Source organism: Saccharothrix sp. NPDC042600 (assembly GCF_040647305.1).
Taxonomy (GTDB): Bacteria; Actinomycetota; Actinomycetes; order Mycobacteriales; family Pseudonocardiaceae; genus Actinosynnema; species Actinosynnema mutabilis.
In genome coordinates this window covers 99,998-121,345 of sequence record NZ_JBEZBW010000015.1, presented here as the reverse complement: position 1 = coordinate 121,345, position 21,348 = coordinate 99,998, and the positions used below count along the sequence as shown (strand labels likewise).

Annotated in this window: 15 protein-coding genes; 9 read left to right on the top strand and 6 right to left on the bottom strand. The window is 72.4% G+C overall.

What is annotated here, in order from left to right:
* Positions 1-116: 116 nt before the first annotated feature.
* Positions 117-2,765 (bottom strand): RICIN domain-containing protein, encoded by a 2,649-nt coding sequence (locus tag AB0A74_RS13585; protein ID WP_358249166.1) that lies wholly within the window; start codon positions 2,763-2,765, stop codon positions 117-119.
* Between the two features lie 445 nt (positions 2,766-3,210).
* Between AB0A74_RS13585 and AB0A74_RS13580 the strand changes: the two genes are divergently transcribed.
* Together AB0A74_RS13580 and AB0A74_RS13575 are read left to right on the top strand one after the other, a co-directional pair.
* Positions 3,211-4,107 carry a mycofactocin-coupled SDR family oxidoreductase gene (locus AB0A74_RS13580; protein ID WP_358249165.1) on the top strand — a complete coding sequence of 299 codons (897 nt, stop codon included), beginning with the start codon at positions 3,211-3,213 and terminating at the stop codon, positions 4,105-4,107.
* Between the two features lie 39 nt (positions 4,108-4,146).
* Positions 4,147-4,647 carry a nuclear transport factor 2 family protein gene (locus tag AB0A74_RS13575; RefSeq protein WP_358249163.1) on the top strand — a complete coding sequence of 167 codons (501 nt, stop codon included), beginning with the start codon at positions 4,147-4,149 and terminating at the stop codon, positions 4,645-4,647.
* A 20-nt stretch (positions 4,648-4,667) separates the two neighbouring features.
* On the opposite strand, the gene AB0A74_RS13570 is transcribed toward AB0A74_RS13575, so the two are convergent.
* Entirely contained in the window at positions 4,668-9,824 is a 5,157-nt protein-coding gene (locus AB0A74_RS13570; RefSeq protein WP_358249161.1) for a ThuA domain-containing protein, read from the bottom strand.
* Between the two features lie 599 nt (positions 9,825-10,423).
* Positions 10,424-11,386, bottom strand: a complete 963-nt coding sequence (locus AB0A74_RS13565) for a C39 family peptidase (RefSeq protein ID WP_358249159.1) — start codon at positions 11,384-11,386, stop codon at positions 10,424-10,426.
* 217 nt (positions 11,387-11,603) lie between these two features.
* On the opposite strand from AB0A74_RS13565, the gene AB0A74_RS13560 reads away from it, so the two are divergent.
* Positions 11,604-14,048: a hypothetical protein gene (locus tag AB0A74_RS13560; RefSeq protein WP_358249157.1), complete on the top strand. Its 2,445-nt coding sequence runs from the start codon at positions 11,604-11,606 to the stop codon at positions 14,046-14,048.
* A 13-nt stretch (positions 14,049-14,061) separates the two neighbouring features.
* On the opposite strand, the gene AB0A74_RS13555 is transcribed toward AB0A74_RS13560, so the two are convergent.
* Positions 14,062-14,982 (bottom strand): helix-turn-helix transcriptional regulator, encoded by a 921-nt coding sequence (locus tag AB0A74_RS13555; RefSeq protein ID WP_358249156.1) that lies wholly within the window; start codon positions 14,980-14,982, stop codon positions 14,062-14,064.
* 228 nt (positions 14,983-15,210) lie between these two features.
* On the opposite strand from AB0A74_RS13555, the gene AB0A74_RS13550 reads away from it, so the two are divergent.
* From AB0A74_RS13550 to AB0A74_RS13535, 4 genes are read left to right on the top strand one after another with little or no spacing between them, the layout of a single operon-like run.
* Positions 15,211-15,753, top strand: a complete 543-nt coding sequence (locus AB0A74_RS13550) for a hypothetical protein (RefSeq protein ID WP_358249154.1) — start codon at positions 15,211-15,213, stop codon at positions 15,751-15,753.
* A gap of 25 nt (positions 15,754-15,778) precedes the next feature.
* Positions 15,779-16,402: a lipocalin family protein gene (locus AB0A74_RS13545; protein WP_358249152.1), complete on the top strand. Its 624-nt coding sequence runs from the start codon at positions 15,779-15,781 to the stop codon at positions 16,400-16,402.
* A gap of 9 nt (positions 16,403-16,411) precedes the next feature.
* Positions 16,412-16,696 (top strand): WhiB family transcriptional regulator, encoded by a 285-nt coding sequence (locus AB0A74_RS13540; RefSeq protein WP_358249150.1) that lies wholly within the window; start codon positions 16,412-16,414, stop codon positions 16,694-16,696.
* Positions 16,697-16,716: 20 nt separating this feature from the next.
* Positions 16,717-17,631, top strand: coding sequence for a MerR family transcriptional regulator (locus AB0A74_RS13535; RefSeq protein ID WP_358249148.1), 915 nt, complete (start codon positions 16,717-16,719; stop codon positions 17,629-17,631).
* On the opposite strand, the gene AB0A74_RS13530 is transcribed toward AB0A74_RS13535, so the two are convergent.
* A complete protein-coding gene (locus AB0A74_RS13530) occupies positions 17,628-19,079 on the bottom strand; it encodes a cryptochrome/photolyase family protein (RefSeq protein ID WP_358249146.1) in 1,452 nt (483 codons plus the stop codon). The genes AB0A74_RS13535 and AB0A74_RS13530 overlap by 4 nt on opposite strands.
* A 249-nt stretch (positions 19,080-19,328) precedes the next feature.
* On the opposite strand from AB0A74_RS13530, the gene AB0A74_RS13525 reads away from it, so the two are divergent.
* Positions 19,329-19,718: a hypothetical protein gene (locus tag AB0A74_RS13525; protein ID WP_358249144.1), complete on the top strand. Its 390-nt coding sequence runs from the start codon at positions 19,329-19,331 to the stop codon at positions 19,716-19,718.
* Here AB0A74_RS13525 and AB0A74_RS13520 read toward each other — a convergent pair.
* Entirely contained in the window at positions 19,715-19,969 is a 255-nt protein-coding gene (locus AB0A74_RS13520) for a hypothetical protein (RefSeq protein ID WP_358249143.1), read from the bottom strand. The genes AB0A74_RS13525 and AB0A74_RS13520 overlap by 4 nt on opposite strands.
* Positions 19,970-20,399: 430 nt before the next feature.
* Here AB0A74_RS13520 and AB0A74_RS13515 point away from each other — a divergent pair, with 430 nt between their 5' ends.
* Positions 20,400-21,347, top strand: coding sequence for an acyl-CoA desaturase (locus AB0A74_RS13515; protein WP_358249141.1), 948 nt, complete (start codon positions 20,400-20,402; stop codon positions 21,345-21,347).
* The last annotated feature ends 1 nt before the right edge of the window (position 21,348 follow it).

Below are 21,348 nucleotides of genomic sequence, written 5' to 3'. Positions count from 1 at the left end.
CNTCGGCGGCACGGCGTGGCTGTCCGCGCGGCGCAAGGAGGAGCTGGAGCACCGGGCGGAGGAGCTGCGGCAGTCGCAGGAGCAGAACAACCCGCCGCCGACGCCCGTGACGCGGGTCAGGTGCGCAGGCTCCACTGCTGGTTGGCTCCGCCGCCGCACGACCAGAGGATGATCCGGGTCCCGTTGGCGGTGGCCGCGCCATTGGCGTCCAGGCACAGCCCGGACTGCACGCCGGTGATCGTGCCGTTGGCGTTGACGTTCCACTGCTGGTTGGTCTGGCCGTTGCAGTCCCAGATCACCACCGCGGTGCCGTTCGTGGTGCCCTGGTTGCTCGCGTCCAGGCACTTGTTCCCGTACACCTGCAACTGCCTGCCCGCGGTGTGGGTGAAGCGCTGGTTGGTGCCGCCGTGGCAGTCCCACAGCTGCGCCTGCGCGCCGTTGGCCGTGCTCGCGCCGCTGATGTCCACGCACCGGCCGGACTGGCCGCCGACGATCGTCGCGGCGCTCGGCTGGGTGCCGCCCTGCCGCCGGGCGAGCGCCTTCGACTCCGCCGACCGCCTGCCCTGCGCGTCCACGACGTAGAGCCGGTAGTCACCGGTCACCGCGGGGACGTCGATGGTCGTGGCCGTGCCGCCCGCCCTGGTCATCGTCGGGCCGACGGCGAAGGTGGTCGTCCCCAGCGGGGCCAGCCAGACGGTCCTGGACGGGTCGCCGGCGCTGCGGATCGGGATGGAGGACGTGCCCGCGCCCACGAACGTGCTGTCCGGCAGGACGTAGTCGGGCAACGACAGGAGGTTCGGCGGGATGATGTCCCGGTACGCGTCCTCCAGCCCGGAGTTCACGGCGATGCTGTGCGCCGGCGCGGGCCACACGTAGTCGGACGAGACGATGATGTCGTGGATGGTGCTGTTCGGCAGGTTCTTGTTGGACACCTTGTTGATCGGGCCGTAGGTCCCGGTGATGCTCAGGTCGTGCTTGCGCCCGAAGTCGTCGGAGTTGATGAGCCACGTGACGTTCTTGTCCACGCTCACCACGTTGTCGCGGAAGGTGATGTACGCCGAGCCTTCGTCCGGGTGGAGCCCGTACTTGTGGCCGGCGGGCACGCCTTGGAGGTAGTTGCCGGCGATCGTGGTGTTCGGCTGGCTGCCCAGGGTGTAGATGGGCGCGGTGTCGTTGAGGCGCTGCACGGTGTCGATGATGTGGTTGTAGCTGATGTTGTTGTTGCGCGCCGCGGTCGTGGGCCGGTTGGGGGCGATGGAGCCCGATGAGCCGTCGAAGTTCCACCAGCCCCAGCCCATCGTGATGCCGTTCCACGGGGCCTTCTCGATCCGGTTGTGCTGCACGGTCAGGGTGTCCACGAAGTACGCCGAGATGGGGCTGTGCCCGTTGAACAGCACCGCGCTGTCGTACAGGTGGTTGTTCTTGATCTCGATGTTCTTCGGCAGGCCTTCGACGTGCGCGGGGTACTTCTCGCGGTTGGACGACGTGTGGTCGCCGATGTAGACGTGCTGCGGGTGGCCCACGGTGATGGCGGACCCGGCGACGTCGTTGGTGTGGTTGCCGATCACCTGCGCGTTCTGCACGTCGTTGACCATGGTGATCCCGTCCGCGCCGGTGTGCCGCACGCGGTTGCGGATCAACCGGATGCCGTCGGCGTTCTCCACGTGGACGATGCCCGGCGTGACGTCCACGTTGCGGTAGTAGTAGACGTGGAAGTTGCCCTTGGCGTACGCGGTGTTGCCCAGGTTGCCCTGCTGCGCCTGCTTGAACGCGGAACCGGCCACGGTGAACAGGTTCCAGTCGGAGTGCTGCACCGTGATGCCGGAGAACGTGATGTTGCGGACGTGGTTGGTGGTCGAGGTGCCGGCGATTCGGAGCAGGGTGGTCAGGTTGTCGGGCGCGTAGACCGCCGCCGTCGCCATGTCCTCGGCGGCGGCTTTGTAGTAGTAGACCGTCTGGTTCGCCCGGTCGAAGTGGAACTCGCCCGGTGAGTCCAGGAACTCGTAGGCGTTCATGAACTTGTGGCTGCCGCCGGTCTGGAAGTTGCCGTTGAACGCGCCCTGCGCGATCGCCCCGCCCGGTTGCTGGAACAGCGCGACCCGGCTGGAGCCGTCACCGCTCGTGGTGACCTGGCGGACGCCCGCGATGGCCGTCTGCCACGTCGTCGCCGTCTCGATCTCGACGTCCTCGGCGTTGCGGGAGATGGCGGGCAGGTCGGACGGGGAGTACCGGGCGCCGTCGCACTGCGAGCCCGACTCCCACGCCCACGGCGCTTGGCCGGCGTTGACGGTGTAGGTGCCGTGGCAGCCCTGCGAGGTGATCGTCTTGCTGGCCATGAAAGCGCGCTTGTCGTTGACGTAGAGCGCGCGCAGCTTGGTGGCGCGGGTGAGCGGGGCCTTCCAGATGTTGCCGCTGTGCTGCGTCCAGCCGGTCACGCGGACGCCGCCGTCGAGCACCGGCGTCTCGTCGGGGTAGGCCGAGTACACGACCCGGTGGCCGTTCATGCCCGAGTCGGCGGGCGTCAGGTCGAGGGTGCTGCGCACCGGGTAGGTGCCGCCGCGCAGGTACACCTGGATGTCCCCGGACATGGTCGTGTTGACGGCGCGGACGGCGTCCCTGGCGCGGTGGACGGTCCGGAACGGCGCGGTGATCGTGCCGGGGCCGGCGTCGTCGCCGTCGGGGGAGACGTAGAACGTCGCCTGGACGGCGGCCGAGGCCTCGGGCGGGCCCGCCGGGGTGGGCAGCAGCGCGGCGGAGAGGAGCACCGCCAGGGCGGTAGACCACTTCGCTGCGGTAGCGGCTGATCTCACCTTGTCTTCCCTTCGGTTGACGCAGGCGGCCGAGGTGGCGGTGGGTCCCGGTGCGCGCGGGGTGCGGACGTGCGGCCGGTACCCGGATCGGGGCACCGGCGCCTTCCGGCACGCTAACCACCCCCGGCAGGCGGCGGCAATGTCCGGTTTCTGCCATCTTGTTAGCGCTAACCTCGCGTTTGAAGTTGACGTGCAAGAAAAATTAGCCACTCGTACCTCTTGTGTGTGAACGCAAACAGTGCCATGCCTGTTGGGCATCGCTCCAGGTCTTGGACGTGGTCCCGCCGGCCTGGACACGATCGGCGGCATGAGGGAAGCAACGGGATCGACGCCTGGACCGCGGCGTGACGCGGTCGAACGAGTGACCCGCCGGTCCCTGCTGGCCGGGGCAGGTGTCACCGTGGCCGCAGGGGTCGTCGCCACCACCGGGTCCGCGTTCGCCGAGCAGGGAACCACCGGGACGCGGGGTGGCGGGTCGTTGCGCGACCACGTGGCGTTGGTGACCGGTGCGGCCCGCGGCATCGGCCGGGCCACCGCCGTGGCCTTGGCCGAGCGGGGCGCGCACGTCGTGGCGCTGGACATCGCCTCGCCGGGTGCGATCGAGCTGGACTACCCGCTGGGCAGCGAGGCCGAGCTGGCGGAGACCGGCCGCCTGGTCCGCGCGAAGGGCCGTCGGTGCACCACGGTCAAGGCCGACGTGCGCGACGCGGGCCGGCTCCAGGACGTCGCCCGGCAGGTGGTGCGCGAGTTCGGCCGGCTGGACGTCGTGGTCGCCAACGCCGGCATCAACAGCTTCAACGCGATGGCCGACATGAGCCCCCGGCAGTTCGCCGACGTCCTCGACGTCAACCTGACCGGCGTCGCGAACACCATGCGCGCGGTCATCCCGCACCTGGTGGCGCGCCGGAGCGGGTCGATCGTCGTGGTGTCCTCCAGCGAGGGCCGCCACGGCGCGCCGCTGCTGCCGCACTACCAGGCCGCGAAGTGGGGCGTGATCGGCTTGATCAAGGCGGTGGCCACCGAGGTGGGTCCGCTGGGGGTGCGGGTGTCCGGGGTCGCGCCGACCGGCGTGCGCACGGCGATGGTGCTCAACGAGGCCACCTACAAGTGGGCGGGCGGAACGGGTCCGGAGGACCTGGAGAAGGCGTTGCGCTCCTACAACACCCAACCGGTCGGGCTGATCGAACCCGAGGACGTCGCCGACGCCATCACGTTCCTCGCTTCACCGCACGCGCGCTACATCTCCGGCACCGTCCTCGACGTGACGGCCGGGGCCAGCACCCGTTGGAATTCCTGAGGAGGGCCAATGTCGAGCCACGTCACCCGAAGGTCGGTCTTGAGCACCGGAGCCGCGATCGCCGTGGTCGGCGTCACCGCCACGGAGGCCGACGCTGAGGACGTGATCACCGATCCGCTGGCCGCCACCCGGGAGATGGCCGTGCGCTTCGACCTCAGGCAGTGGGACCGGCTCGTGCAGGTCTTCACGCCCGAGGTCCGCGTGGACTACACCCGGCTCGTCGGCGGTGAACCGGCCACCGTGCCCGCCGCCGCGCTCGTCGCCGACTGGCGGCGCAACCTGGGCCACCTGGCCGCCACCCAGCACGTGCTGGCCAACCAGGCGGTGTTGGTGACCGGACGCGAGGCCACCGCCACCGCCGACTTCCAGGCCGCCCACCGCGACGGCCCGCTGGTCGGCGGACGGCTGTGGGTGCTCGGTGGCCGCTACGACTACCGGCTCACGCGGGTGGGTCGGGGTTGGCGGATCGGCGCGGTCACCATGCACCCCTTGTGGGAGTACGGGGACCGGACGGTCATCGGCCTGCCCGCCGGCGGCTAGCGCCGGCGGGCGGTGACCCGTCAGATGTCGTCCATGCAGTCGTCGTGGCCCCGCCGGGGCGTGTAGCGGCCGATGGCCTCGACGTTGCCGGCGGCGTCGATCGACCGGTACTCCACGTACTGCCTGCCGTTCGGCTTGACCCTGATCTCGCCGCCCCGGTGGACCTGCCACCTCCCGCCCGAGATCCGGTACTCGGTGCGGGCCACGCCGGACGTCGCGTCGGAGGCGGTGAGCTTGACCCGGGCGGCGGAGGAGCCGCGTTCGGCCTTGGTGACCGGGGGCGCGGTGTCCACGTTCACCCGGACCACCTGCTCGGGGGAGGTGTTGCCGGCCGCGTCGGTCGCGCGGAACGCGACCACGCGCTCGCCGTCGGCGAAGGACAGCGGTGCGGTGTAAGGGGTCCAGTCGCCCGTGCCCACCCGGTGCTCGACGCGCACCGGGCCCGGCTGGTCGTCGGTCGTGGCCGCGGTGACGGTCACCGGAGCGGTCCACCAGCCGCCCTCGCCCGGTGACGCCGGGTCGGTGGCCACCGTCAGCACCGGTGCGGTCCGGTCGGTCGTCACCCGGAAGTGGCCGAACAGAGCGGGTTTCGACGCGGTCTGCGCGCCGCCCAGGGCGAACAGGCCGATCCGCGCGCCGGCCAGGCCGGTGTTGACCACCGGTTCCAGCGTCGTCCACGTCTGCCCGTCGGCGCTGTACGAACCGGTGTAGGTGTCGCCGGACTTGGCCAGCCGCAGGTGCCACACGCCCCCGGTCACGTTTGCGCCGGGTTGCGGTTGGCCGACCACGTCACCGCTCTCGGTCCGCAGCTCGACGGCGCGCTGGACGGGTGTGCCCGCCTCGTTGACGGCCAGGTGGTCCAGCTTCACGTAGTTCGCGTCGTCCAGGTAGGCGATCAGGCCGGCCTGCTGGTAGCGCTCGTCGAACGCCGACGCGTCCACCCGCGTTTCGACCACCCAGTCGCCCTCGGGCGCGCGTTGGAGGACGAAGTTGGCCGGGGCGTCGGTGGAGCCGCCGTAGATGTCGCCGTCGCTGGTGTCGATGCGCAGGCTGCCGTCCGCGACGCCGTGGCGGGTCGGGTCGGGGCGGACGACCGCGTTCCAGCGGCACCCGTCCAGCGCCGTGCCGGTGAACTCGTCGTCCCGGTCCACCGCCGCGGTGTCGTCGGGGACGATGGTGAACCAGTCGAACTCGGCGTCCACCACGGGACGGTCACCGCCGCCGCCGACCAGCGAGAGCAGCCCGATCTTCGGATCCACCATGCCCGCCAACGCCTTGGTCTGCGGCATCGCGGTGAACGCCTGCCCGTCCGCGCTGTAGGACGCGGTCAGGTCCTGCCCGTCGCTGGTGAACCGGACCCACACGGTGTCGGGGTACGCCGCGCCCAGCGGCGCGGTGTTGGACTCGCCGACCTCGTTGGGCTGCCCGGCCTCCTCGCGGATGAACTGGAAGATCCGGCTCGCCGCGTCGTCGGTGTCCGACCGGCCCTCCAGCACCATCTTGGCGTAGTTGTCGTCGTCGCCGTAGATCACCAGACCGGCCTGCTGGTAGGCGCGTCGCGCGGGGAAGCGCAGCTTGGCCGTGGCCTGGAACGGCCCGGACGGCAGGTCCTGGAGCACGATGTTGGGCGTGTTGTTGGTGCTCGCGTAGAGGTCCGAGGGTGCGGACGGGATCACCAGCCTGCCGTCGCGCACCGCGAGGTCCTGGTTCTCCCGCACGACCGTGGTCCACCGGTCGCGGTCGAGGGAGGAGCCCGGGAAGTCGTCCGAGCGGCCGGCGAAGCAGGTCACGTCGGGGGAGCGGACGGTGACCGCGACGGTCGTCGAGCCGCTCGCGCCGCGGGAGTCGGTCGCGGTGACCTTGGCGGTGAACGTGCCGGGCGCGGCGTAGGTGTGGCTCACCGACGCGCCCGTGGCGGTGCCGCCGTCGCCGAACACCCACGTGTAGCTGATCGGGGTGTCACCGTCGGGGTCGGTGGCCGACGCGGTGAAGTCCACCTTCAGCGGCGCGGCGCCCGTGGTGGTCGAGGCGGAGGCGGTGACGGCGGGGCGCTGGTTGTGCGTGACACCGCGGCCGGCGAACTGCACCCAGTTGAGGTTGGCCAGGTAGCCGGTCGTCGCGGTGCCCTCCGGCCGGCGGGTGACGAAGAACAGCTCGGACCCCGCCGGGACGTCGTCGGCGATCTCGGCGGTGACCGTGGTCCACGTCTGCCACCCGCCGGTGCCGGTGAACGTCGCCGTCCCCGCGAGCGGGCCGTCCGGCGCTCCCACGCGGACCTCCAGGCGCGCGCCCTCGGACGCCCCGGCCACGCGGAACCGCACCTGGTCGATGCCCTGGAGCGTCGCCGGGCGCAGGGAGAACCAGTCGCCGTCGGTGATGAACCCGACGTTCTGGCCGCCGCCGGTGTCGGAGGTGGTCTCCCGTTGCACGCCCGGCGAGTCCTCGCCGACGCCGTCCGCGGTGCGGCCGGTCGCCGTGTGGTACTCGGCCTCCTTGTGCTTGGGCTGGAGCACCAGGATCGACTCGCCGGTCAGCGGGGACGCGCCGTCGCCGCCCTTGTCGGTGTACTTCGCGGTGAGGACGCCGAAGATGTTCGCGCCCACGTGCCCTTCGTCGCCGGACATCAGCGCCAGGCCCTCGCAGCCGCGGTGCTGCTCATAGCCGTGGGAGTGCTCGTCGTGCCCCAGGGCGGGCTGCACGACCACGTCCTGGCAGGCGATCGTGCCGTCCTCGGCGTCGGTGACGGTGACCCGGTAGGAGACCTGGTCGCCGAAGTCGATGAAGCCGCCGTCGGCCGGCGCGGTCAGCGTGACCACGGGCGGGGTGTTGCCGACGACGATCCGCACGTTGGCCACCGCGGACCGGCCGCCCGCGTCGGTGACGGTGAGCCGCGCGGTGCGGTCGCCGTTGGTGGTGTAGGTGTGGCTGGGCGCGGCGTCGGTGCTGTCGGTGGTGCCGTCGCCGTCGAAGTCCCACGCGAAGGTCAGCGGGTCGCCGTCGGGGTCGCGCGAGCCGGCCGAGTCGAACCGGACGGTCAGCGGCGCGTGCCCGGAGGTCTTGTCGGCCTCGGCCACCGCGATCGGGCTGCGGTCGCCGCGCACGTAGTCGATGCGGTAGACGCCGCTGTCGGCGTTGTTGCCGCCGAACCCGGAACCCCACTCGATCACGTACAGCGCGCCGTCCGGGCCGAACTGCATGGCGTGCACCCGGTTGAACGCCATCCCCGGCAGCATGCGGCTGATGTCGGCGACGCCGGTGCCCTCGGCGTCGAGCTGCAACGAGAACAGCCGGCCGTCGTTCCAGTCGCCCCAGATCGCCTTGCCGTCCCAGTAGGCGGGCCACTTGCGCGGCGAGTCCAGTGCCGGGTCGTACCGGTAGGTGCCGCCGGCCATCGGCGCGCCGCTGCCGCCGATCTCCGGGTTGCCGGTGCTGGTCTTGCCCTGCCAGATCTTGGTGCCGATCGCGGCGGGCAGTTCGGTGACGCCGGTGTTGTTGGGCGAGTCGTTCACGGGCTTGGCGCAGTCGAACGGCGTGCCGGAGACGCCCGTGGCGAAGTCGTAGTCGACGTACGGGGTGTTGTCGCCCACGCAGTACGGCCAGCCGTAGAACCCGGGCCGGTCCACGATGTTCCACTCGACCCGGCCGTCCGGACCGCGTTGTGGGTTGCTGCTGCCCGCGTCGGGGCCGTAGTCGGCGACCTGGAGCTTGTTGGTCAGCGGGTCCAGGCCAATGCGGAACGGGTTGCGGAAGCCCATCGCGTAGATCTCGGGCCGGGTGTTCGCGGTGCCGGGCGGGAACATGTTGCCCGCGGGGACGGTGTAGGTGCCGTCGGCCTGCGGGGTGATGCGCAGGATCTTGCCGTTGAGGTTGTCGCTGTTGGCGGAGGAGCGCTGCGCGTCCCAAGGGGCGCGGCCGGGGGTCTCGTCGATCGGGGTGTAGCCGTCGGAGTTGAACGGATTGGAGTTGTCGCCGGTGGTGATGTAGAGGTTGCCGTCGTTGTCGAACTCCAGCGCGCCGCCGGCGTGGCAGCACTGCTGGCGCTGGGTGGTGACGGTGAGCACGACCTTCTCGCTGCCGGGCACGATCGTGTCGCCTTGCAGCGTGAACCGGGAGACCCGGTCGACGGACTCGGTTCCGGCGGGGGAGTAGTACAGGTACAGGTGGTTGGTGGTGGCGAAGTCCGGGTCCAGCGCGATGCCGAGGAGGCCGAACTCCTGTCCGGTGTAGACGTTCAGCGTGCCGGCGGTGACCACCGCGCCATCGCGCCGGACGACCCGGATCGCGCCGTTGCGGTCGATGTAGAACACGCGGCCGTCGTCGGCGATCGCGAGTTCCATCGGGTTGGCGGTGGTGTCGTCGAGGGTGACCTTCTCGAAGGCGTTGGTGCGGGTGGCGGTGCAGTCGGCGGCGACGACGCCGGCCGCGGTCTGGATGCCCTTGAGCAGGTGGGTCAGGAAGGCCGGTTCGGCGTAGGACTCCTCGGTGTGGCCCAGGCCGGTGTACCAGGAGCGCCCGCCGTCGTAGTCCTGGCACCAGGCGATCGGGTGGCTGGAGCCCATCGTGCCGCCGGTGTAGGTGGTCTCGTCCAGCTCGGCGAGCACGTGCACGTCGGGGGAGGGGTCGGCGCGGTAGGCGTACCACTCGTCGAAGCGCCGCCAGGTCTGCGGCAGGTGCGCCGTGGACGGGTGCGCCGGGTCGGTGACCTTGACGGTCGCGTCCTGCGGCGCGGGGTGCCCGGCGAAGTAGGCCCCGACCAGGTCGCCGTACCAGGCCCAGTCGTACTCGGTGTCGGCGGCGGCGTGCACACCCGCGAACCCGCCACCGGCCTTGATGTAGCGCTCGAACGCGCTCTGCTGGGCGGCGTCGAGGACGTCGCCGGTGGTGGAGAGGAAGACCACGACCTCGTACTCGGCGAGGGTGGCGTCGGTGAACGCGGCGGCGTCGGTGGTGGCGTCCACGGTGAAGCCGTGCTCGACGCCGAGCCGGCGGATGGCGGCGACACCCGCGTCGATCGAGGGGTGGTGGAAGCCCGCGGTCTTGCTGAAGACGAGCGCTTTGAACGTCTCGTCCCCGTGCCCGGGGTGCGCCCGGGCGGGCGCGGCCACCGCGACCAGCGCCCCCAGCAACGCCACGACCACGGCGGCGACCGATGACCGAACGCGCTCGGACGAACTCACCACTGAGGCCTCCCGCCGGATGGGGCGCGTCACGTTGCCAAGGCGGCAATTAGTACGTTGACTAAACAAATTAATGAGGCCGTTTCCGGCGGGTCAAGGCGCCCGGGGTGTCCACAACCCGCCAATCCCCGACCTGCGAAAACCCGGCGGGTCCCGCATTCGGCGGCTTTACCCCACCCCGCCACCCCGGCACACTGCGCGGCCTCCGGGGCGAGCGCGCCTGTCGAGGGCCCGCGACAGGTACCTCGGCCGAGGCGCGCGGCGGTGCGTGATGGCCGGCGGTGACCACCGCCGCCGGCACACGGTCCGGGTCGCGACCTTCGTGGGACTCGTCGAACACGGAAGTTGTCTCGCCGCAACCGGTTGTTCGATGTCGGCATGGAGGTGTCGGGGCAACGACCCTCGAACAATCGCCGGACCCGGGCGCGCCCGCTGCCGCGTCGGGAACGGCCGGGACGCCGGCCCACGTCCACGTGCGGGAGACATGCAGGCGCGGGGGGATACTCGCCCACAGCACGCGCTCGACGTCCCGCCGGACGGGAACACCCCCTCAAGACCACCGGCGGCCGGGTGCCGATGGTCTTGAGCGGGTGTGGGTGTCAGGTGCGCACCACCGCGATGCTGCCCGGCGACGCGTAGGCCCACATGGCGTTGTCCCTCAGGAGGGTGTCCACCGCGACGGCGTGCTCCGACCCGCCCGCCGGGTCGGCCACCTTGAACGTCCTCGGCTCCACCGACCCGTCACCGTTCACGGTGCCGCCGTACCCGTGGATGGTGACGTAGTGCCGCAGCAGTGAGCTGGAGTCGCCCGCCCACGGCAGCCGGTTCGGGATCACCAGCACGAGCACCGGTCGGCCGCGGTCCAGTGACTCGATGATGCGTTTCACGCCGCCGTCGAAGTGGGCGACGTGGAAGCTCTCGAACTCGTACTGCCAGTCGCCGGACGGGATGTGCCGGTTCATCGCCTGCGGGAGCCGGCCGGGCAGGGTGACGCCGTTGAAGCTCATGTCCACTTCGTCGGCGAGTTGGCGCTGCGACGGCACCGAGTAGCCGATCGTCGCGAGCGCCGTCTGGGCGGCGGCGGGGCCGCACCAGTTGGCCTCCTCCTGCGCCTTGTTGGACAAGCGCATGTCCAGCGAGCGCAGTTTGGGCATCCACTGGCCCGCGATGCCGAAAGTGGCTTCGGCCAGCGCGTACGGGCGGCGCAGGTCGGTGAAGGCGGTGTAGCAGGCGCGGCTGCCGTTCGTGCTCATGGTCGGGCACGAATCGGTGATGTCCGGTCCGCCGCCACCGAACTTGAGCCGCAGGTTGACCTGGAAGTTGGTGTACGCGCCGGGGTTGATGAAAGCGACGGTGCGCACCTGCGTGCGGGCGTAGTTGAACTCAAGGCACACCTGGTAGGCCGTGCCGTTGTAGACGTCGGTCTGGCTGCACGTCCGGTTGGCCGCGGGCGGGTAGTCGTGCCAGATCCCGGCGTGGGCCGTGCCGGGCGCGACGACGAGCCCGGAGGCGGTGGCCGCCAGGGCGGCGAGCACGGTCGCCAACCGTCTCTTCAGCTTCACCTTTGATGTTTCCCTTCACTGCCGACAAAGAATTGGCGGAACCATCCTCGGGAAACGCCTTTCGGGGCGGCAAGGGCGTGGGCCGGCAGCGTGCTGCACAGCGTTGACAACTTGTTGCCACCGCGATTCGCCCGCGGAAATCACCATCGGTGCGACCATCGGGTCACTGGAGAATTCCGCGGAGGTGCGTCCCGTGCGTCGAACACTGTCCAGAGCCTTGCCGGTCGCATTGCTGATGACCCTGTGCACGGTGTCGGCGCAACCGGCCCGCGCGGCCGACCTGCGCCTGGTCAACAGCGGCTTCGACGACGGGCTGACCGGCTGGAGCGGCTCGCACAGCCCGGGTGGGGTCACCGCCGCGACCTGGCGGGGGCGCACGACGGCACGCGTCGCCGACACGGCGACCGGCAGCGCGTACGGCGTGGAAAGCCGACCGGGGGCCCCGGCGGTGGCGGGCACGCGCTACACCGCCTACGCGCAGGTCTGGGTGGACGACGGCGAGGCCGACCTCTACCTCCGCTTCCGCGGCGCGTCCGGCGACCTGCTCGGCAGCGCCCGGTCCAGGGCCTCCGGGGCGCGGTGGAACGTCGTCACCGCCTCCGGTGTCGCGCCCGCGGGCACGGCGACGGTGTCGGCGCTGGTCTACTCGGGCGTGGCCGACGTCGGCACCGCGTACTGGGACGAGGTCCTGGTCGGCGAGGACCACACCGACCTCGGCGTGCAGATCGAGAGCAGCGCGCCGAACGCCACGACCTTCGCCGGTGGCGCGGCGTACGCGCTCTACACCGGCACGGCGGACACCAACCCGAGGCTCGCGGTCATCGACCTGGCCACCGAGCGGGTGACCAGGACGATCACCATCCCGGACTCCGCCGCGACGCCCACCGTCGGCGGGTGGGCCGCCACGACGGCCACCGACGGCAGCGTGTACCTCGGCACCTACCCCAACTCCAAGCTGTACCGGCACGTCCCCGGCCAGTCGACGATCACCGACCTCGGCCGCGCGGAGGGCGGGTACTCGTTCATCTGGGACCTCGAACCCGGAGCGGACGGCAAGGTCTACGGCGGCACCTACAACGACGGCCGCTACTTCAAGTACGACAACGGGACCTTCACCACCATCGGCTCGGTGCCGGCCGTGGCGGGGGCCGAGTACGTCCGCAGCCTCGCGCACGACCCGGCGGCGAACGCCACCTACCTGGGCACCGGCACGAACGCCGCGCTGGTCCGGTACGACAACACGACCGGGCGCGTGGACAGCCTGCTGCCGGCCGAGTACGCGCACAACGCCATGGTCGGCGGTCTCACCTGGACCGGGGACCGCCTGTTCGCCTGGATCGATCGCACCCTGCTCGTGCTGCGCGTCATCGAGAACACCGACGGTTCGCACCGCGCGGTCACGGAAGCGGCGATCACCGACGTGGACCTGCACCACTCGACGGCCCGCGACGGCAAGGTGTGGTTCGTCAAGGAAGGCGTGCTGCACTCCTACGACCTGGCCACCAGGGCGGTGCGCGCGACGGCCGTCCGGCCGGGCCTCGACGTCACCGGGTACACGTGGACCGGCGGCGTCCTCGTCGGCCTGGGCGCGGCGGAGGACGGCACCAGGATCTTCAAGTACGACCCGGCGACCGGCCGCGCGACCGGCGGGGTCGTGCCCGCGACGCCGGTCCTGCCCGCCGCGGTCAACGCGCTGGCCACCGGACCGGACGGCAGGATCTACACCGGTGGCTACCTGACCGGCGGCACGGGCGTGTACGACCCGCTGCGCGGCGACGCCGACGACGGCAGGCCGGACACCGCCACCCGTGCCGGGCTCACCCAGACCGACGCCATGCTCACCCACCAGGGCCGGCTCTACCTCGCCACCTACCCGTCCGCCCGGCTGCACAGCTACGAGCCCGGCGGGTCGTGGCCGCCGACGCTCCGGTACAGCGCGGGCAGCGCGGGCGACAAGGCGCACGACTGCGAACCGGGCAACGGGCCACCGCCGCAGGACCGCCCGTACGCGCTGGCCGGCGGACCCGACGGCACGGTCTACATGGGGACCGTGCCGAAGTACGGCAAGCGCAGCGGGGCGCTGAGCGTGTGGAAGGAAGGCGGCGTGGCGCGCACCATCTGCGTCGTGCCCGGTCAGTCCGTGGTGGCGCTGGCCCACGCGGGCGGCAAGCTCTTCGGCGGCACCTCCACCCGCGGCGCGCTGGGGGTTGACCCCGTCTACCTGCCCGGCGCGTCGGCGACGCTGTTCTCCTACGACCCCGCGACCGGCGCTGTCACGCGGCACCCGCTGCCGCTGGCCGCGCCGAGAGCGGTCACCGCGCTGTCCGAAGTGGACGGTCACGTGTGGGGGCTCGCGGGCGGGGCGCTGGTCACGCTCGACCCGGCCCGGCCGGACGCGATCACGGTGACGCGCCTGTTCCCGGACCCCGACTACGCGGCCGAGCCCGGCTCGGCGTGGCGGGACGGCGTCCTGCTGACGCACCCCACCGACCCGGCCCACGTCTACGGCACGTCCGGCGACCGGATCTTCCGGATCGACAAGCGGAGCAAGGCGGTGACCGTGCTGCTGACCCGGCCCGGGGCGGAAGGCCTGACCGCCGACCGGTTCGGCAACCTCTACTACCGGATCGGCGAACGGCTGCACCGGTTGGCGGCGCCGTGACCGGCGGCGGGGCTCACACCCAGCCCCGCTGCTTCGCGATCACGGCGGCCTGCACGCGGTTGCCCGCGCCGAGCCGGGCGAGCAGCTCGGCGACGTAACGCCGGTAGGTGCGCAGGCTGACGCCCATCTCCCGGGCGGAGGTCTCGTCCTTCGCCGCGGTGGCCAGCAACCGCAGCACCCGCCGCTCGCGCTCGGTGAGCACCGCCGACCCGCCCGGTTCGAGGTCGTCCGCGTGCGCCCACACCCGTTCGAACAGGTCCACCAGGGTGGTCACGGCGCCCGCCTGCCGCAGCACGAGGGCCCCGGAGCCGTGGGTGTTCGGCTCGATCGGGACGAACGCCACGGCCCGGTCGAGGATCACCATCTGCTGCACGGCTTCGTCGGTCACCCGGTGGCGGTCGCCGGAGCGGTGCAGCAACGCGTAGTACTCCGCGGTGGCCGGGTCCTCCAGCCGCGCGCGGGGCACGATGGTGCGCCACCGCACGCCCTCGCCCAGGCGGCGGAGGTACCGCGGCAGCGCGGTGGTGTGGATCCGCCGCTGGAGGTGGTGGACGGCCATCACCTCGTGCGCGTCCAGCACCAGCGACCAGATCCGCTGCTCCACCTGCTCGGCGGACTCGATCCGCTCGACGGCGTCGTAACCGGCCCGCTGCTCGGTCGCCAGCGCGGGCACCGCCTCCCACGCCCGCGAGATGCGGCGCAGTTCGGCGTTGGCCTCCCGCATCCGCCGCCGGATCAGCCGCGCCACCCCGACCTCGGCCGCCACCGGGCGCACCCGGTCGCCCTCGGTCCGGGCCAGTCCCAGCCCGACGAGCTTGGCCACCGCCGCGCGCACGTCGTCCGGCCCGCCGACGGCGTCGGGGTCGTCCCCGCGAAGCAGCGCCCGGTACACCCGCTCCTCGAAACCCGTGAGCCCGAGGCTGCTGAGACTCATGATCGCCACGGTAGCAATCGCGGCGCGCCGCGCGACCGACACGACCGCGCGGGTCGCCGGCTCTCCGCGTGGGCGGTGCGGACATGGCGGCGGTGTGGCCGGCTCCTGATCGGCGGGATCGTCGCCTCCGGGGTAGATTCGATTCGAAATCGTTTCAACTCGAACCGCCCGAGCCCCGCCGTCGAACGTCCGACCGTCCGAAGTCCGCATCCGCAAGGAGCGTCTGCCATGAGCAAGCGACTGACCGCCGCCGCACTCGCCCTGGGTCTCGCGGTCGTGGGTGGGGCGGTGGCGGCGCCCGCCGCGTCGGCCTCGCCGGTTCCCGGCCAATGGGCCACCGGCGGGGCGTGGGCGAAGTTCTTCCAGGGGCGCACCGACCTCACCCTGGACCCGACGGCCGCGGCCGCGCTGACCTCGCTCGGCGTCGACGTCAAGCCCTTCTTCGCCCGCTCCCGCGACGGCGTGATCAGCTTCGCCGTCGTCGGCGACCCGGGCGACGGCACGATCGAGCACGTCGGCGGCCTGGTCCTGCGGGCCGGGCACACGCGGCTGTTCCTGACCGACTACACGATCGACCTCGACCGGGGCGTGCTGACCGGCCTGGTCGGGTTCGGGCAGCGCGCCGAGTTGTTCACGCTCGGCGCCGCCACCCCGCGGGGGGTGACCCTCGCGCTCACCCCGGCCGCCGCCCGGGTGCTCAACAGCACCTTCGGCGTGACCGCGTTCACCGCCGGCCTGGTCGTCGGCTACGGCAACCCCGTCCTGCGCTGACTCCCCGGAAGGAGACACCCGCGCCATGCGCCCACGCACGATCGTGTCCGTCCTGGCGACCGCCCTGGTCGCCGCCCTCGGCCCGGCACCCCTGGCCGGGGCCGCGACCGGGGAGGTGACCCCGGTCCGGTCCGTCGACCTGGCCCGCTACCAGGGGACCTGGTTGCAGTTGGCGGCGATCCCGCAGCCGTTCCAGGCCGCGTGCGCCCGCGACGACCGCGCCGAGTACACCCTGCTGCCCGACGGCCTGGTCCGGGTCGTGAACTCCTGCCGCCGCGCCGACGGCCAGGAGGTCCGGTTGGAGGGGCGCGCCCGCCCCGCCGAGGCCGGGACGACCTCGCGGCTGGAGGTCACCTTCGTCAACGTCGGCGGCGCCTGGGTGTTCGACGACCCGGGCACCTACTGGGTCATCGGGCTGGACCGCGACTACCGGTGGGCCGTCGTCGGCGCGCCGGACCGCCGGTCGGGCTTCGTCCTGTCCCGCACCGCGCGCCCGACCCCCGACCAGGTGGCGGGCATCGCCACGGCGTTGATCCGCGACGGGTACGACCCGTGCCGGTTCCGGGTGACCGTCCAGGAGGGCGGCGCGCCGGCCCCGGTCACCCTCTGCGGTCCTTCCCCCGTCGCAGCGACCACCGGCCGAGGTTGAGGAGACGTCATGCCCGAGTTGTCCCGTTTGCCACGGCCGGTCACGGAGTCGTGGGACTGGCAGTTGAAGGGGTTGTGCCGGGGCATGGACGCCGCGGCCTTCTTCCACACCCCGAACGAGCGGGGTTCGGCCCGGCAGGAGCGGGAGGCGCGGGCGAAGGCCGTGTGCGCCCGCTGCCCGGTGATCGAGCAGTGCCGCGACCACGCCCTGACGGTCCGGGAGACCTTCGGGATCTGGGGCGGGCTGGGCGAGAGCGAGCTGCGCGAGATCCTCGCGCGGGACGGAAGGGGTTGAGGGCCGCCGGTGACCGGATCATGAGCGGCGGCGCGCGGGCGTCGGGGGACCGCGGCGAGTGGACCCCCGGCGGGGTCGCGCGGCTGCTGGGCGTGTCCCCGTCCACGCTGCGGACCTGGGACCACCGCTACGGGTTGGGCCCGGCGGCGCGCGGCGCGGGCAAGCACCGCCGCTACACCGAGGACGACCTGCGGCGGCTGCGGCGCATGGTCGCGCTGACCGCGCGCGGGGTCGCGCCGGCCGCCGCCGCGGCGAGGGTCCTGGACGACGACGCGGGGGCCGTCCCGGCGGAGGTCGCTCCCGCGGGGCGGCCCCCGCGTTCCGTGCGCACCGGACTCGTCCGCGCCGCCCGGCGGCTGGACGAGCCGTCGGTGGCCGAGATCGGCACGAGGACGATCGCCGAGTACGGCGTCGAGGTGGCGTGGCGGCACGTGTTCGCCCCCGCGCTCACCGCGCTCGGCGACCGGATCACCGTCCAGGGCAACGGGGTCGACGTCGAGCACATCGCCTCCAGCGGCATCCTGCGCGCCCTGCGCGGGGTGCCGCACCCCGAGGAGTCCGGCGGCGTGTCGGTCCTGCTCGCCTGCGTCCCGGAGGAACAGCACAGCCTGCCCTTGGAAGCGCTCGGCGCGGCACTGTCCGAACAGGACTGTTCGTGGCGGCACCTCGGCGCCCGCGTCCCGCGCGCCGCGCTGCTCGACGCCACGGCGCTGTTGCACCCCGTGGTGGTCGTGCTGTGGGCCCACGAGCCGAACCTCGCCCGCCTGGCGCCGGTGGAAGACCTGGTGCGCTGCTCGGACTCCGTCGTGGCCGTCGCCGGGGCGGGCTGGTCGTCGCTCGACCTGCCACCGGGGGTCGGGCGACCGACCAGCCTCACCGACGCCGTCGACACGGTGCTCGCCGCCATCGGCCGCGCCAGGCGCACCAGGCGCTAGAAGACGCGGCGGTGCGGTTCGCCGGCCCGGATCTCGTCGAGGTCCGCGATGCGGCGCAAGCCTTGCAGGGGACGGGCCATGCGGTGGTTGCCCCGGAGTTCGGCCTCGTGCCGGGCCAGCCATGCCCAGTACCCGGCGGTGAAGGGGCACGCGCGTTCGCCGGTGCGCTTGGTCGGGTCGAACCAGCAGCCGCGGCAGTGGTCGGTCATGCGGTTGAGGTAGGCGCCGCCGCTGAGGTAGGGCTTGGTGGCGATCGTGCCGCCGTCGGCGTGCTGGCTCATGCCGATGACGTTGACCGGCATCACCCACGGGAAGCCGTCGACGAACGAGGTGACGAACCAGTCGTTGAGCGCCTTCGGGTCGTAGCCGCGTTGCAGGGCGTGGTTGCCCAACACCATCAGGCGCTGGATGTGGTGGACCCAGCCGCGGTCCCGGACGCCCTCCAGCGCGGTGCGCAGGCAGGCCGCGCGGACGTTCCCCGGCCGCAGGCGCGCCCACCAGTCGGGCAGCGGTGTCGTGGCCCGGAAGTGGTTGCGCTGGAGGTAGTCCGGCCCGAGGTGCCAGTAGAGGTGCCACACGTACTCGCGCCACCCCAGCACCTGGCGGATGAACCCCTCGACGCTCGCCAGGGGAGCGTTGCCTTCGCGGTGGGCGTTCTCGGCGGCGCGCACGACCTCCAACGGGTGCAGCAGGCCGAAGTTGAGCGGCACGGACAGCAGGGAGTGCGCCATCGCCCAGTCACCGGTCAGCACGGCGTCCTCGTGCGGCCCGAAGTGGGGGAGGCGGTCGCGCACGAAGACCTCCAGCGCCGCCAACGCCTCGGCCCGCGTGATGGCGAACCGCCGCGGGCCGTCCGCGCCGACCGTGGGGGCGTCGAGCGCGTCCAGGTCCGCGCGCACGCCTGCGTCGATGTCGTCCTCGGTCGGCCACCAGGGCCGCGGGACGTCCAGACCGCCGCGCCTGGGCGGTGGCTCGCGGTTGTCGCGGTCGTGGTTCCAGCGCCCGCCGACCGGGTCGCCCCCGTCCAGCAGCACGTGGAAACGGGTCCGCTGGGCGCGGTAGAAGTCCTCCATCAGGAACTTCTCGCGGCCCGCGGCCCAGTCCGCGAACTCCTCGCGGGACAACGTGAACGCCGGGGTGGGCAGCACCTCGACACCCAACCGGCGCAACAGGTCCTCCGCCGCGCGCGACCCGGGTTGGTGGGCGACCAGCGGACGGCCGAAGCGACGGATCGCCTCGCCGTAGGACGCCGTCCGCAGCACCGTGGCGCGCTCACCCAGTTCCGCCGCGAGGTGCCGGATGCCGGACAGGACCAGGTGCAGCTTCTGCCGGTGGTAGGGCCTGCGGCGCAGCGCGGACGTGGACTCCACCAGCAGCACCTCCCGGTCCGGGTGCGCCTCCCGGAAGTGCGGCCCCAACTGGTCGCCGAACAACAGCAGCGCGGTCATCCGGCGAGGCCTGTCCCACTGAGCACGGTTCGACGGTAAGTCCGCGCATCGACCCGTGCACAACGGCAACGAACGACCCGACCGGCACGCGTTCGGAGGGCATGATGCCCGTGTGACCGACGAGCCGCCCGAAAGACCCGCGCTGCCGCCCGCGCCACCGCTGTCCGAGGCCGAACTCGCCAAGCCGCCGTGGTGGCTGCGGTAGCCGTTCACCACCACGGAGACGTTGATCGGGACGGGCGTCCTTTCATGTTCGTGTTCGGGACGCTGGTGAGCGTGCTGTCGATCGACGACCGCGACAGCACCGCGATCGAGGACCCGCGCATCATCGAGGTGGCGGTGCCCGCGTGCGCGGAGATGGCGCAGGCGGTGCGGAACACCGTCGTGCCCACCGATCCCGCCGGTCGGGCAGCGGCGATCCGGGCGCAGAACGCGCATGTGGAGCGGATTCCGGCGAAGATCAGGACGCCCGCCCCGGGCGTGCTGACCTGGGACCGGCCGGTGAGCAGTTGGCTGGTCGACGGGGAGCGGTTGATCGACGCACGCGCCGGCTTCGCGAACGCCCTTGAGTCGGGGACGCCTTCGCTCGGGCAGGTCGTCGGCGAGGAGCGGTGGGAAGTCGGAGGCGGGCGGGGCTAGCCGGCCAGTGCCACGCCGCCGAGCAGCAGGAGTGCGCTCACCACCGCGCACCCCAGTTCGGCGGCCGGCAGCCGTCGGCGGGCCCACCGCGTGAAGGTCAGGTTGACCGCCGCGTGGGCCGCGACGGTCGCCGGGAGCCACCACGGACCGGCCACCAGGAGCAGCGTCGCGCCCAGGTGGAACGCGGTGGTCGTGGCGCCCCGGACGAGGACGCCACCGCGGGCACCCGCGCCGCGAGCGCCACCAGCCACCCCAGCGCGCCCAACAGCGCCGCACCGGCCTGACCCGGCCCGAGCCACACCACCAACACCGCCGCGAGCCCCGCCAGGACGACGAACAGCGCCACCGCGCCGGACCGGAGCCTCCTGCCGACCCCGGACGACTCCGCCCCCGCACGCGCCGGTCGCTCGATGCGCCCACCGTACGCCCGGTCGCCCGCGGCGGCTCGTGGCAACCGGTGCCCGTCTCGGCAACCGGTGCCCGTCTCGGCAACCGGTGCCGGGCCGGCGGGCGGTGTAGCGTTGGGGGCAACCGCGGAAGCCGTGCCCGCACCGGTCGGCACGTCGCTTCCCCGCTTTCCCGGCCGGCCGGCCCGCTGTGGTCCGGACGTCATTCGCGCCGACGCCGGTTCGACCGAGCACCGCTCGGCACCGTGTCGCTCTTCAGTCAGGTAGTGCCTTCATGACCTCGTCCACACTCGCCGCACCGAAACCGTTGTTGGCCGAACAACCCCGCACCCGCACCGAGATGTCCGTCATCCGGGCGTTCCTGGTGATCCCGTTCCTCGCGCTGGTCGCCGCCGTGCCGCTGACCTGGGGGTGGGGGCTGAGCTGGGTGGACGTGACACTCGCGGCGGTGTTCTACACCCTGTCCACGCTGGGCGTGACGATCGGCTACCACCGGTACTTCACGCACGGCGCGTTCAAGGCCAAGCGGGCGCTGCGGGTGGCGCTGGCCATCGCCGGCGGCCTGGCGGCGCAGGGACCGGTGATCGGGTGGGTGGCCGACCACCGCCGCCACCACGCCTTCTCCGACCGCGAGGGCGACCCGCACTCCCCGTGGCTGTTCGGCACCTCGCCGGTGGCGTTGGCGCGCGGTTTCTGGCACGCGCACATGGGGTGGTTGTTCGGCCGCGACACCACCAACGTCGACCGGTTCGCGCCGGACCTGGTGGCGGACAAGGACATCCGGGTCGTCGACCGGCTGTTCCCGTTGTGGGTCCTGCTGAGCGTGGCGGTGCCGACGGTGCTCGGCGGGGTGATCACGTTGTCGTGGTGGGGCGCTCTGACGGCGTTCTTGTGGGCCGGCCTGGCGCGGATTTCCTTCCAGCACCACGTCACCTGGTCGGTGAACTCGATCTGCCACATGATCGGCGACCGCCCGTTCACCGCCCGCGACCGCTCGGCCAACTTCTGGCCGCTGGCGATCCTGTCGATGGGCGAGTCCTGGCACAACTCCCACCACGCCGACCCGACGTGCGCCCGCCACGGCGTGGACCGCGGTCAGCTGGACGTGTCCGCGCGGGTCATCCGGGCGTTCGAGCAGCTCGGCTGGGTCTGGCAGGTCCGCTGGCCGCGCCCGCGACGCCTGGCCGCGCTGCGGCGGAACGCGCAGCCGACCACGAGCTGAT

Bases quoted from the DNA above. Each gene is read 5' to 3' on its own strand.
- AB0A74_RS13555 (WP_358249156.1), bottom strand. From the start codon at position 14,982: ATGAGTCTCAGCAGCCTCGGGCTCACGGGTTTCGAGGAGCGGGTGTAC.
- AB0A74_RS13550 (WP_358249154.1), top strand. From the start codon at position 15,211: ATGAGCAAGCGACTGACCGCCGCCGCACTCGCCCTGGGTCTCGCGGTC.
- AB0A74_RS13545 (WP_358249152.1), top strand. From the start codon at position 15,779: ATGCGCCCACGCACGATCGTGTCCGTCCTGGCGACCGCCCTGGTCGCC.
- AB0A74_RS13540 (WP_358249150.1), top strand. From the start codon at position 16,412: ATGCCCGAGTTGTCCCGTTTGCCACGGCCGGTCACGGAGTCGTGGGAC.
- AB0A74_RS13535 (WP_358249148.1), top strand. From the start codon at position 16,717: ATGAGCGGCGGCGCGCGGGCGTCGGGGGACCGCGGCGAGTGGACCCCC.
- AB0A74_RS13530 (WP_358249146.1), bottom strand. From the start codon at position 19,079: ATGACCGCGCTGCTGTTGTTCGGCGACCAGTTGGGGCCGCACTTCCGG.
- AB0A74_RS13525 (WP_358249144.1), top strand. From the start codon at position 19,329: ATGTTCGTGTTCGGGACGCTGGTGAGCGTGCTGTCGATCGACGACCGC.
- AB0A74_RS13515 (WP_358249141.1), top strand. From the start codon at position 20,400: ATGACCTCGTCCACACTCGCCGCACCGAAACCGTTGTTGGCCGAACAA.